General features: G+C 34.3%; 15 protein-coding genes. 13 read left to right on the forward strand and 2 right to left on the reverse strand.

Translation table 11 applies throughout. The features are described 5' to 3' along the window. Positions 1-2 precede the first annotated feature (2 nt). The 8 genes from ABXT67_RS15600 to ABXT67_RS15635 all read left to right on the forward strand — a co-directional run bounded on the left by ABXT67_RS15600 (position 3) and on the right by ABXT67_RS15635 (position 8,236). Positions 3-974 carry a stage II sporulation protein M gene (locus ABXT67_RS15600; RefSeq protein ID WP_415374953.1) on the forward strand — a complete coding sequence of 324 codons (972 nt, stop codon included), beginning with the start codon at positions 3-5 and terminating at the stop codon, positions 972-974. Positions 975-1,003: 29 nt separating this feature from the next. After that, positions 1,004-1,873 (forward strand): hypothetical protein, encoded by an 870-nt coding sequence (locus ABXT67_RS15605; RefSeq protein ID WP_415374954.1) that lies wholly within the window; start codon positions 1,004-1,006, stop codon positions 1,871-1,873. Positions 1,874-1,984: 111 nt separating this feature from the next. Beyond that, a complete protein-coding gene (locus ABXT67_RS15610; protein WP_415374955.1) occupies positions 1,985-2,752 on the forward strand; it encodes a DUF4129 domain-containing protein in 768 nt (255 codons plus the stop codon). After that, positions 2,749-3,969 (forward strand): DUF4350 domain-containing protein, encoded by a 1,221-nt coding sequence (locus tag ABXT67_RS15615; protein ID WP_415374956.1) that lies wholly within the window; start codon positions 2,749-2,751, stop codon positions 3,967-3,969. The genes ABXT67_RS15610 and ABXT67_RS15615 overlap by 4 nt, the downstream gene beginning before the upstream one ends. Then, positions 3,956-4,954 carry an AAA family ATPase gene (locus tag ABXT67_RS15620; protein ID WP_415374957.1) on the forward strand — a complete coding sequence of 333 codons (999 nt, stop codon included), beginning with the start codon at positions 3,956-3,958 and terminating at the stop codon, positions 4,952-4,954. Before ABXT67_RS15615 ends, ABXT67_RS15620 begins: the two co-directional genes overlap by 14 nt. A 4-nt stretch (positions 4,955-4,958) precedes the next feature. Beyond that, positions 4,959-6,290, forward strand: coding sequence for a DUF58 domain-containing protein (locus ABXT67_RS15625; protein WP_415374958.1), 1,332 nt, complete (start codon positions 4,959-4,961; stop codon positions 6,288-6,290). A 302-nt stretch (positions 6,291-6,592) separates the two neighbouring features. After that, positions 6,593-7,030, forward strand: coding sequence for a DUF2141 domain-containing protein (locus ABXT67_RS15630; protein WP_415374959.1), 438 nt, complete (start codon positions 6,593-6,595; stop codon positions 7,028-7,030). A 270-nt stretch (positions 7,031-7,300) separates the two neighbouring features. Beyond that, entirely contained in the window at positions 7,301-8,236 is a 936-nt protein-coding gene (locus tag ABXT67_RS15635) for a LysR family transcriptional regulator (protein WP_415374960.1), read from the forward strand. Between the two features lie 147 nt (positions 8,237-8,383). On the opposite strand, the gene ABXT67_RS15640 is transcribed toward ABXT67_RS15635, so the two are convergent. Together ABXT67_RS15640 and ABXT67_RS15645 are read right to left on the reverse strand one after the other, a co-directional pair. Next, the gene (locus ABXT67_RS15640; protein ID WP_415374961.1) at positions 8,384-8,581 is read right to left on the reverse strand and encodes a hypothetical protein; all 198 of its coding nucleotides are present in this window, start codon (positions 8,579-8,581) and stop codon (positions 8,384-8,386) included. Positions 8,582-8,728: 147 nt separating this feature from the next. Then, positions 8,729-9,184: a DUF4442 domain-containing protein gene (locus tag ABXT67_RS15645; protein WP_415374962.1), complete on the reverse strand. Its 456-nt coding sequence runs from the start codon at positions 9,182-9,184 to the stop codon at positions 8,729-8,731. Positions 9,185-9,412: 228 nt separating this feature from the next. Here ABXT67_RS15645 and ABXT67_RS15650 point away from each other — a divergent pair, with 228 nt between their 5' ends. From ABXT67_RS15650 to ABXT67_RS15670, 5 genes are read left to right on the forward strand one after another with little or no spacing between them, the layout of a single operon-like run. Next, positions 9,413-9,937, forward strand: a complete 525-nt coding sequence (locus ABXT67_RS15650) for a DUF4870 domain-containing protein (protein WP_415374963.1) — start codon at positions 9,413-9,415, stop codon at positions 9,935-9,937. Between the two features lie 12 nt (positions 9,938-9,949). After that, positions 9,950-10,132, forward strand: coding sequence for a hypothetical protein (locus ABXT67_RS15655; protein ID WP_415374964.1), 183 nt, complete (start codon positions 9,950-9,952; stop codon positions 10,130-10,132). Continuing rightward, positions 10,129-10,467, forward strand: a complete 339-nt coding sequence (locus tag ABXT67_RS15660; protein ID WP_415374965.1) for a PadR family transcriptional regulator — start codon at positions 10,129-10,131, stop codon at positions 10,465-10,467. The genes ABXT67_RS15655 and ABXT67_RS15660 overlap by 4 nt, the downstream gene beginning before the upstream one ends. Next, positions 10,464-12,248: a PspC domain-containing protein gene (locus ABXT67_RS15665; protein WP_415374966.1), complete on the forward strand. Its 1,785-nt coding sequence runs from the start codon at positions 10,464-10,466 to the stop codon at positions 12,246-12,248. The genes ABXT67_RS15660 and ABXT67_RS15665 overlap by 4 nt, the downstream gene beginning before the upstream one ends. Positions 12,249-12,261: 13 nt before the next feature. Continuing rightward, positions 12,262-12,987 (forward strand): head GIN domain-containing protein, encoded by a 726-nt coding sequence (locus tag ABXT67_RS15670; protein WP_415374967.1) that lies wholly within the window; start codon positions 12,262-12,264, stop codon positions 12,985-12,987. Positions 12,988-13,023 lie beyond the last annotated feature (36 nt).

A 13,023-nucleotide genomic window follows, 5' to 3' on the forward strand; every position in this document is an offset into this window, starting at 1 on the left:
TCATGCGCGAAGCCGCTTTTGCGAAACAAAATAAGGATAAATGGTTAATATTTGAAAGCGTATTGCGCAATAATATTATCATGAATCCCGATGAGTTAAGTTCGCTGTATGTGGAAGTAACAGATCACTTGAGTTATGCCCAGACGTTCTATCCTGGAAGTAACACACTTACCTATCTAAATAGCCTCTCTGTCCTAGCGCATCAAAAAATTTATAAATCTAAAAGAGAAAGCCGGACACGGTTTATTACTTTTTTCACAAAAGAGTTTCCTCTTTTCTTTTCTCAATATCACAAACAATTGCTCATCGCCTTTCTAACCTTTGTGCTTTTTAGTGTTGTGGGTGCATATTCTGCCGCGACTGATGGTAATTTTGTTCGCCTTATTTTAGGGGATAGTTATGTAAATATTACTTTAGATAATATTGAAAATGGCGATCCCATGGCTATCTATAAAGATATGGGGCGATCAACAATGTTTATTGGTATTACCATCAATAATATTACGGTTGCTTTAAATGCCTTTCTCTACGGAATTTTCCTTGGGTTAGGCACCCTTTTTATTATAATGCGAAACGCTGTGATGCTTGGTTCTTTTCAGTATTTCTTTTTTGAACAGGGCGTGGGTTGGGAAAGTGTTCGTACTATCTGGATCCACGGTACTATAGAAATTTCAGTAATTATCATTGCAGGTTGTGCTGGGCTTGTTTTAGGAAGAAGTATTTTATTTCCAGGCACCTATACCAGATTACAAAGCTTTATTCGTGGTGTTAAAGATGGGTTAAAAATAATGCTGAGTACGGTGCCATTTTTTATTATTGCAGGTTTTCTAGAAGGGTTTGTAACCCGTTATACTCAAATGCCAGATTTCTTAGCAATTTTAATCATTGGTGGATCACTCGCACTTATTTTATGGTATTATATTTTTTATTCCATTAAACTTAGGAAAAAAGCAAACCGTCTCAGTAGGCAATAGCCGTAAAAAAAACTTTAGGCACTCATTAAATGAAAGAAAGAATAGAATTTAAAAAAGAACGTGAGCTTGGAACTATTTTAAGCGATACTTTTAAGTTTCTAAGATTAGAGGGCAAAGCGCTTTTTGGCCATATCATAAGGATAGCAGGACCTGCTTTATTTATTCTAGTTATTGCTTTTGTAGTATATACCAAAGCGATTGGAAATAGTTTTGAAGGAACAAATTTCTTAAGAAGTGGTTTAAGTTATTCATTATCACTTGTGTTTTCACTTGGACTTATGATTATTGCCGGTTTGGCATATTATGGCTTACTGTATGCCGTTGTAAATCATTACATCAAATCATACATTAAAAATGAGGGTGTAGTGATAAAAGATGAAATAAATCAAGGCGTTAAAAATGATTTTTGGAGCCTAATTGGTCTTAACATTTTGGTAGCGCTAATAGTTGCAGGTGGTATGGTATTTTGTTTTGCCCCAGGTATCTATTTCGGAGTTGCTTTATCTTGTGTGTATTCCATCTTAATACTGGATAAGTTGGATGTTTCAAGTACTATCTCCTATAGTTTTAAATTAGTAAAAGGCGAATGGTGGATGACATTTGCAACACTTTTTGTAGTGTTTTTACTATTTTATGTAATGGTTATTGTTTTTCAAATTCCACAATACATTTACTTTTTTATTCAGCAATTTACAATAGCTGAAACGGTAAGTATCGATCCATCTGTAATGTTTGATTGGACCTATACCGCATTAAATGCAGTAGGTTTGATTGGGCAGTATCTTGGACATACACTAATTACAGTAGCTACAATTTTTATCTATTTCAACCTAAACGAAAAGAAAAACCTTTCTGGTACTATAGAAAAGATTGAGGCAATTGGAGAGGTTAAAGAGTAGGGAGCATATCCTCTAAAGCTGTTATGCGCAGGAGGATGGTATTGGTGAAAATAAATTACAAAAAAGAAATCACAAATTACAAATAAAAGAAATCGGGTATCGTAAATCAATTTGAGACTTCAATTTAAAATAGTATTAATATTTCTTTCTCTTGCCTTTTCGGCTTTAGGCCAAGATTCTATTGCGGAACAAGAAGAAAAAGTGCCCCAAGAATTGATATATGACATAGATTCGTCACGTACTCCCCTTTTACTTGATAAAGATGCACTGGAAGGATACAAAAATGATGAAGCATACCATTATAAAGATTTGGAAGAGCAGAGAAATTGGTGGACAGATTTTACCAATTGGCTAAGCAGATTATGGCAAAATATAATAGATTGGATTTTTGGTGATTATGAGCCCGGTGGCTTTGTTTCGCTTATAATCCAAGTACTTCCGTATATACTTGTTGCAAGTGTTGTTATTTTCTTAATCTGGATGTTCTACAAAATCAATCCCGGCGCAAGAATGATGAAAAACACAGAAGATCCAAAATTATTTTTTACTGAAGAAGAAGAACTCATTAAAACAGCCGATTTAAAATCACTCATAACAAAAGCACTTGAAGATGGCAACTATCGCTTAGCAGTTAGATATTACTACCTTTTCATTTTAAAGTCACTCACACAAAAAGAATTAATTGCTTATGAATTTGATAAAACCAACAGCGATTATTTTTCTGAAATAAAAAGTCCCCTAATTAATAGTGATTTTAAAAAAGTAACCCATCTGTATGATTATATATGGTATGGTAATTTTGAGGTTAGTCCTGAAAGTTATGGCAAAGCGCAACATTCCTTTTCACAATTAGAAAACTTAATCAACAAGCCATCTTGAACAGGATTCAAAAAATAATATTTATAGGATTCTTCCTTGTATTGGCGCTTTTAGTGTACATGGAAGCCACGAAACCACAACCCGTAAATTGGTTTCCTAGCTATGTGAATACCGATAAAATTCCCTTGGGAACTAAAGTGTTTTTTGATCTTTTTGAAGAAAAACTAGGAACACAATTACAAATAATTAAAGAGTCTCCGTATGTTGTTTTAGAAGATTCCACCTTTACGGGCACTTATTTTTTTCTGAATGACGAAGTCAATTTTGATGAAGCAGAATTTAATAAACTTCAAGAGTGGATTACTAAAGGAAATACGCTATTTGTTTCAGCTAACTATCTTAGTTATATTTTAAAAGACACCCTAAAAATTGAAACGCAAACCGCATGGCTCCGTGATAAAATTGAAACAGAACCCATGCTCAATCTCATCAATTCAGCTCTTATTTTAAAGGAACCCATACACATCAAACGCAATTTAAATATTTCATATTTTGAAACATTAGACACTTTAAAACAAAGAGTTTTAGGTGTGGCACAGCCGAATAACGACACTTTGAAAATTACAAAACCAAAAGTAAATTTTATAGAACAAAAATTGGGTGATGGCAAAATCATACTACATCTTCAACCTGAAGTTTTTAGCAATTACGCTCTTTTAAACAATGATGAAAATCTTGCCTATACGCAAGGAGTTTTGTCATATATAGACACTTCTAGACCTGTATATTGGGATTCACATTATAAATCTGGCACCCCTTTAAGTGTGTCTCCTCTAAAATTTTTGTTGGCTAACAAACATTTTAAATGGGCCTATTATATATTGCTCATTGGGGTATTGTTGTTTGTTTTGTTCGAAGGAAAACGCAAACAACGCAGCATTCCCATATTTGAAAAACAAAAAAATAGAACTTATGAATACACACAGACCATTGCTGGAATGTATTTGGACAAAAAAGAGTACTCGCCAATCGTAAAAAAACAAATCGCCTTATTTATGGAGTATGTGCGAACACAATTAAGAATACCAACCCAGACAACCGATAATGAATTTGCTAAGAAACTAGCCGCCAGAAGTGGCAATACATTAGAGGACACAAATGAGCTACTAACGTTTATGAATAGTTTGACAAACTTAACTTTTCATAGCGAAAGCCATCTAAAAGAATTATACACAAAAATTTCAGACTTTAAAAAATATACCGATGGAAAATCCTGAATTACAAAATGACGCCTTACACTTCAACAATCGCATTCCGTTGGAGGACTTAAAGGAAAAAGTAGCGGCAATAAAAGAGCAGCTTGCAAAAATTATAATCGGTCAAGAGAATTTTATAGAATTACTCATTATTGGATTACTTGCTGATGGTCACGTTTTAATTGAAGGGGTTCCTGGAATTGCCAAGACCATCACTGCAAAACTATTTGCAAAAGTTATTAAGACTAACTTTAGTCGCATTCAGTTTACGCCAGATTTAATGCCTAGTGATGTGTTGGGGACTTCGATATTAAATATGAAAACCTCAAACTTCGAATTTAAAAAAGGACCTATTTTCTCAAACATTGTGCTTATTGATGAAATAAATAGAGCCCCCGCAAAAACACAGGCTGCCCTTTTTGAAGTGATGGAAGAACGACAAATCACTATGGATGGTGAACGCTATTTAATGGAATATCCATTTATGGTTTTAGCAACACAAAATCCTATTGAGCAGGAAGGAACCTATGCATTACCAGAAGCACAACTAGATCGTTTCCTATTCAAAATAAAGGTAGACTATCCTAAACTTGAAGAAGAAGTAATTATTCTAAAAAGCCATCATTCGCGTAAACAAGTAATGCCTCAAGATGCTATTGAGGGGATTTTAACGGCTGAAGACCTTAAGAAATTTAGAGGCCAAGTTCAGGAAGTACTCATAGAAGAAAAATTATTTGTTTACATCGCACAATTGGTTCAAAATACGCGTAATCACCCACATTTATTTTTGGGTGGATCGCCAAGAGCTTCGCTTGCAATTATGAATACAGCAAAAGCGTTTGCTGCAATTAATGGTCGTGATTTTGTAACTCCAGACGATGTAAAAAAATCGCTAGCTCCTGTTTTGTGTCATCGTATCATCCTTTCTCCAGAAAGAGAAATGGAAGGCATGACGCCAGAAACTGTAATAGACATCATTGCACAATCTATAGAAATCCCAAGATAAGCTAGTGATAAAATTCATTAAATCATTGTATGTAACACCTCGGTTTTTTTATGCCTTGGCGATTTTAGCTGCATTATTTTTAATGAGCTATTGGTACAATTTATTATATGGATGGCTTTGGATTGCTGTTTTAGGCTTGTGCTTACTCGTCCTAATCGAAATATCCATGTTGTTTTCAAAAAATGGATTAAAAGGCGAACGAATATTACCTGAAAAATTTTCAAATAGTGACCTTAACCCTGTTTTGATTCGGTTAAAAAATAGCTACGGTCATAAAATCGAAATTGCCATTGTAGACGAATTACCTGTTCAGTTTCAGAAGAGAGATTTCTTTAAAACCATCACAATAAATGGCAATGAAAAAACCACTTTTCAATATGAGGTATTACCAGTTGAACGAGGCGAGTACCACTTTGGTAATGTGAATTGTTTTGTGTCTGCATTTTTCAATTTAGTTCGCAAAAGATATACGTTCAGCCAAAGCCAAATGGTTAAAGTCTATCCTTCGTTTATTCAAATGAAAAAGTATGATTTCCTTGCCATCGATAATAGAAAGAGTCATTTTGGTTTAAAGAAAATTCGGCGTATTGGGCACACGATGGAGTTTGAACAAATTAAAGAATATGTGCGGGGCGATGATGCTCGAACTGTAAACTGGAAAGCTACCGCAAAGCAAGGAAAGCTTATGGCAAATCAGTTTCAAGATGAAAAAATGCAACCCATTTACTCTATTATTGATTCTGGAAGAGTAATGAAAATGCCTTTTGAAGGGCTAAAACTCGTTGACTATGCAATTAATAGCACCCTTGCTTTCAGTAACATTGCGCTTAAGAAAAAAGATAAAGTTGGGGTTATTAATTTTTCAAATAAACTGAGAAGTTTACTGCCTGCTCAAGCCAAGAAAACCTATCTAAACACTATTTTAGAAATGCTATACAATCTTGACACTCAGTTTTTAGATTCAGATTATGGGGTTTTACAATCGCTCGTTCGAAGAAAAATAACACAACGTAGTTTGTTGATGTTATACACTAACTTTGAACATATTTCAAGCTTACAAAGGCAAATGCCATATTTACAAGCTATAGCGAAGAAACATGTATTAGTAGTCATCTTCTTTGAAAACTCTGAATTAAAATCACTCGCAGAAACTACCGCTAGCAACACAGCCGAAATTGTAGATCAAACCATTGCGCAACAATTTGCATTTGACAAAAAAGTAATGCTTCGAGCATTACAATCAAGAGGAATTCAAGCCATTTTAACATCGCCAAAAGACTTGACGGTAAATACAATTAATAAGTATTTAGAGATCAAAGCACGAGGGTTGTTGTAGATACTTCATTGTATCTTTTAATTTTCAATTTTTTCTAGTTGAGCGTTTACCGTTACTGAAGATTAAGCGGAGGAGGCCAGCAGAAACTCTTCTTAAATGATAAAAGTTATAATCTTATAAGTAAGCTTTTATAAATTTCTACATTTTATTTCAATGATAAAACGTGTAATAAATAGAGGTAAATCCACTAATTACATTTCAGTCATAAAATTATACAGTTGGGTAGTTCTGTTTTTATAAAACTGCCATACCTGTGCATCTTTGTTTCATAATTAAAATATAACCCTTAAAAACCAACTATTATGAAAACAATTATCACACTCACATTGTTCGTAGCAAGTTTACTTTGTAATGCTCAAATGGAAACAACAACTAATTCAAAAACCGAAGGACACAAAATTACAATTACAGTTCCCACAAAATCAGATGATGGAAAAATCATTATAGGATTGTACAACGAAAAAGAAAATTTTATGGTGACAGATCCTTATAAAGGAACAATTGGTAAAATAGAAAATGGGAAAGCGGTCATAGTTTTCGAAAATATTCCCGAAGGAATGTATGCCATCTCTCTATTTCACGATAAGAATGATAATAATATTATGGATTTTTCAGCAAACAAAATGCCACTTGAAGATTATGGTATGTCTAATAATGTAATGGTTATGGGACCCCCAACCTGGTCTGACGCAAAATTCGAAGTAACTGGGAAAGATCTAGAAATGGAGATTAGAATGTAAATAACTCCTCAATCCCCCTCAAGGATGAAGTAATCCTCTCATTTATTATAATAAAAGAGAGCCTCGCCCTGAGTGGAGGCTGCAGAGGTGTTCGATATAAAAAACGCAACATCAAGACTAAAATCTTGAATGTTGCATTTTTCTTGTTTTTAGTATAAACGAAACCTTTTGTTTTAATAAATTCAATAAACATTCCTTATATTTGTATTATAAAACTATTTTATAATCCTACGCCCAGCTACCTTCAGTAAGGGCAAAATTATACCTCAAATGACTATAACTCAGCTTAAATACGTACTCGCTGTTGCCGAAAACAAAAATTTCACACGTGCAGCAGAAAAAACATTTGTTACGCAGCCTACCCTTAGTATGCAAATTCAAAAACTAGAGGAAGAGCTAGACATTCAAATTTTTGATCGAAGTAAGAAACCTATTGAGTTAACTTCAGTAGGCCAAAAAATTGTGAGCCAAGCTCGTAATATCGTTAATGAAAGTGAACGAATGCAAGATGTTGTAGATCAAGAAAAAGGATTTATTGGAGGTGAATTTAAGATTGGTATGATCCCTACAGTAATGCCAACCTTACTGCCTATGTTTTTAAAGAACTTTACTAACAAGTATCCCAAAGTACAATTAAAAATAGAAGAACTCGCGACCGAAGAAATTATATCAAAATTAAACGAAGGACATTTGGACGCGGCGATAGCGGCGACTCCCTTGATGCAAGACAAGATTAAAGAGCGCACATTATATTATGAACCCTTTGTAGGCTATGTTCCTCAAGGCCATAGATTGGCAGATAAAACGAAGATAAGTAGTGAAGATTTAGACTTGGATGATTTATTATTATTAGAAGACGGGCATTGCTTTAGAGATGGAGTCATAAATTTATGTAAATCCAAACATAGTTTTCACAACGATAGCTTTCAATTGCAAAGCGGAAGTTTTGAAACACTTATTAAACTTTCCAACGAAGGATTGGGAATGACGTTACTGCCGTATCTTCATACCTTGGAATTACCAGAATCACAAAATCAAAAACTACGCTATTTTACAGAGCCTTCTCCCGCTCGAGAAGTAAGTTTAATATATAGTAAAAGCGAACTAAAAATGCAGATTATTAATGCGCTTTATGATGTAATTGCTGGTGTTATTCGTGGAGCCATTAGGTTTCAGGATGTGAAGATAATTAGTCCTCTTAAATAAGTTTCCCTTTGAAAGACTATCCTGAGGGCGTACGTAGGAGATTTAGATGGGTGTTTTAAAAATAGCGAATCAATTCTTAAAATAAGACCACTAAATTATATAAACTCCTAAATGTTACAAACTAAAAAATGCCCCTACGGGCATTTTCTATGGATTTAAATATATTAAACATTTATTAAGTTGAGGGTTTTTTAAAATAAGAGAATCTATCCAGATTTTTAATTCCTCGATTTCATAAGGTAACAATCGTGAGATCGCTTTTTTTAACTCTTTACAAAAAAGGTTTACATCAAAACTTACTTTTACGAGTACCGCTTTAGAGTAATCAAACATAGCTCTAGCCATTATTTACAGAATTTAATGTTAAGTAGTTTTAAACTATAAGCAAGATTGTTTTAATTTAACATCTTAAAGGTAATTAAAATAAAATGAAAAGTATCCTTGTTTAAAATTATGTGATTTTTTTATGATTTAAAAACAAAAGTTACTTTTTTAGCCTTTCCTTTTTACTGTCCATTCAAATTCAAAAATTGAAACTATATCACCACCAGCATCGGTCCCCGTCGATTTCATCCAAAAGGTTTGCCCCTCCCCTGTTTTGATGGTCTGAGTAACAGCCTCATTAATTAAATGACCGTCGGTGCATGTAAAATAAACCCTGCCCCTAGCCTTTTTAGTAAATGTAGCTTTATTATTTAATACAAGCATTGATATTGGTTTCCCGCAATCTTTAATAACTCCTATTACCATTGCTCCCGTACTTAACTCTGCAGCCATACCTTGTACTGCCCAAAAGAGAGAATTAAATGGATTCTGATTTATCCAACGGTGTTTTACTGTGGTTACGCACTCAGCACCTGATATTGATTTGACGCGAACTCCCATAAGAAAAACTGAAGGTAATTTAACCAGCGAGAACATATTTACCTTGGCAGGTGTAAGTGTCATATTTAAATAATTTAGAGCGAAGATACACAATAACGGCTTAAATATTATTGCATTCTTTAAGCCGAATTTAAAAATTAATAACTCATCTTAAAAACCCAATAATCATTTAATTACTTGTATAACAGTATTTTATATAAAAACACCGTGTTAAATAAATGTTAATTATAGTACTATGCGTAACATAATACCTTTTTTTAGCCATATATTTGTATAAGAAATTAATAGGCTATGGAAGAATCAATCACAGAAAGCAATAAAAATGTAGCAGCGATCATGCACGGAAGTACCTTTTTAAAGTACTTCTTTCCGCTAGGTAATTTTTTTGCTCCTTTATTATTATGGACACTTCATAAAGACAAGCCTTTTTTAAATTATCATGGAAAGCAAGCCTTAAATTTTCAATTAAGCATTTTAGTTTATGCCTTAGGAATTGGTATTTTAAGCCTTCCCTTTGTGGCTATTTTCGCTTCAGATTTTGTTGGATTGGCAGAAACTTTAGAAGGAGCGTCGCATTACGATCATTCAGGAATTTTACCACACCTTGGAGGATATCTTACCTTATTATTTGTTTTTGCAATGTTGTTTATAGGACTGTTCCTTTTTGAGCTATACTATGTTATTACTGCAACTATTAAGGCATCAAAAGGAGCATATTTCAAATACCCGCTTTGCATTCAGTTTATTTCAGAAAATGGAACAATAGAAGACACCACGACTAATGAAACCGAACCACTAACAGAAGAAAACCACTAACCTCTCTTAAAAATGGATACATTAATAAACATTATTATTGCTGCTGCCTTACAATTTTCTGGAAGCCATATAGCACAGCAACAAATGGAAAATCAAAAATTACAGCTTACATCCCAAACTATCGAATGCTGCATTGTACCAAAAGATTCTATAATCAATAACGAACAATTTTGTAAAGAAACAATCACACAATGAATATTGAAAACACAAAAGCGCAAATGCGTAAGGGAGTGCTCGAATATTGCATCCTTTCTATCTTGAAAGATGGGGAGGCCTATACCAGCGATATTCTTGAAAGCCTTAAAGACGCAAAACTTCTTGTGGTGGAGGGCACCATATATCCCCTACTCACTCGCTTAAAAAATTCTGGATTACTTTCCTACAGATGGGAAGAATCTACAAGCGGACCCCCAAGAAAGTACTATGATCTCACAGAGAATGGAAATCTATTTTTAACCGAATTATCAACCACATGGAGTGACCTGCAAATGGCCGTTTCAAAAGTGACCAATACAAAAGCCAAGAAATGAAAAAGACAGTCAATATAAATTTAGCCGGAACATTTTTCCACATCGATGACGATGCCTTTGGAAAATTATCACGCTATCTCGATGCTATTAAAAGGTCCTTGAGTGATCCTCTAGGAGGCGATGAAATTATACGAGATATCGAAGCAAGAATCTCAGAACTTTTTTGTGAAAAGATAGAAAGTAACAAGCAAGTGGTTTCTACAAAAGAAGTAGACGAGGTTATTGCGGTAATGGGACAACCCGAAGATTATCTCATGGGAGAAGAGACTTACAGCCAAGAAGAGACTCCATACAAAACGAATAGAGCGAACGCCAACCACAAACAACTCTTTAGAGATGTTGATAACAAATTTGTTGCTGGTGTATGTTCTGGGTTAGGTCATTATTTAAAAATTGATACTATTTGGGTACGATTGGGTTGGATTTTCCTAACATTCTTGACCAGTGGTTTTGGTATTCTTGCCTATATCCTTTTCTGGATTTTAGTACCTGCGGCAGAAACAACCAACGAAAAGTTGAAAATGACGGGAGAACCTATCAATATTTCCAATATCGAAAAAAAGTTTAATGAGGGCTATCAAACCGTTAAAGACAGCATAAACAATGCTGACTATGACAAGTATGGTAAAAAAATAAAGAAGGGTTCGGCTAGTTTTTTCGATTCTCTTGGTAGTGTCATCGTCACGATACTCAAAGTATTTCTAAAATTCTTTGGCCTCATATTAATGTTAACAGGACTCATTGGCTTTGTATCCTTAGTTATAGGAATATTTGTCTTTGGAACTATAGGAATCTACGAAGCAGATGGTGGCGCAGAAGTGTTTCACTTTTTACAAGGATCGAGCATACCAATATGGCTAGGCTCTATATTGTTAGTGTTTGCATCTGGAATTCCACTACTCGTACTCTTTATATTAGGGTTAAAAATTGTAGCTCCTAATATTAAAACCATTGGAGTTCCTGCAAAAATAACATTGCTTGTTTTATGGCTAGGTTCCTTGATTGCTTTTGCAATTTTCGGAATAAAAATAGCAACAGATCACGCATACGAAGACAATAGCGCTACTGAAATTGCACTCCCTATGGATGCATCACAACCATTCACGCTAGCAATGCAATCTAATAAATTATATGAGTATGAAGCATACAGAAGCGGTAGTTCAAAGCTAAAACGAAATGATAATGGAGATCGCATATTATATTCAACTGATATTAGGTTAATCGTACGAAGTACTGATGATGATGAAGCAAGTTTAGTGATTGAAAGATCTGCTGAAGGAAAAGACTATTCCGCAGCAAAAGAACGTGCAGAAGCAATTGACTACAACTATTCGTATGATAACAACACCTTGGTTCTAGACGGCTATTTTATTTCCGAAGTGAAAAATAGATTTTACGATCAAGAAATAGAACTTGTATTGTATTTACCTATAAACACACAACTTGTTGCAGATGTAAATACACGCTCTTTTCATAAAAATGATAGGAGGTACCGCGATATTTTAGATGTCGGAGATGAAGGAAAAACGCTGCTAATTACAAACAACGGCACGCGTTGCATTGATTGTGGAAAAACAAACAAAACTATTGAAATTGATACAACTAACAAATATAATGTCATAATAACAGAAGACATTATACAAGAAGATCGCTCTTCTGGAAGTTGGGAAGAGGATGTAAACCAAAGTCTTGACATCAACACTAAGAAAATTAAAAAAGTAAAGGTTAAAGTAAATGATTCTTTAAAAATCAAAGAAACAACCATCACTGAAGACTTTTAAATAAGCCAAAATAATGATGAAAACAATAAAAATCCTAGCACTATTGGTGCTTACCGTAACAACCATTTCTTGTGAATGGGACATCAATATCAACAAAGTAGATGGTAACGGCAATGTCCAAACCCAAGAACGAGATAACATTGGTAATTTTGACCGAGTAAAAGGAAGTGCAGGGCTACAAGTATTTTTAAAACAAGGCAGCGAACAAAGGGTCGTTGTTGAAGCAGATGAAAACCTACTTCCTATTATTGAAACGTATGTGAAAAATGGAATGCTCCTTATAGGAGTTGATGGGAACATAGGAAGGTCTTCTGCAAAAAAAGTGTATGTGACCTACACAGGTTTAAGCGAAATAAGAGCCAGCAGTGGATCTCATGTCATCTTTCAAAACGAAATTAAAAATGAAGATTTAACGCTGGACGCAAGTAGCGGAGCGATGTTAGAAGGTTCCGTTTTTTCAAAAAAACTATATCTAGAAGCAAGCAGTGGTGGACATGTTGAAGTTTCTGGAAAAACCAAAGACCTACGCTCTAAGGCATCTAGCGGTGGTTATATTGATGCAGAAAATGTATTAGCTTCCACCTGCAATGCAAAAGCATCTAGCGGAGGTCATATTGAGGTAAACGTAAAAGATAATTTAGAAGCCAAAGCAAGCAGCGGAGGTCAAATAAATTACCACGGAAATCCAAGCGTAAAAAGCGAAAGTAAAAATTACAGTGGAGACGTACGTAAAATGTAATACCAGCTATCTATTATATTTTGCATAAAAAATCCC

Source organism: Patiriisocius sp. Uisw_017 (assembly GCF_047731265.1).
Taxonomy (GTDB): Bacteria; Bacteroidota; Bacteroidia; order Flavobacteriales; family Flavobacteriaceae; genus Patiriisocius.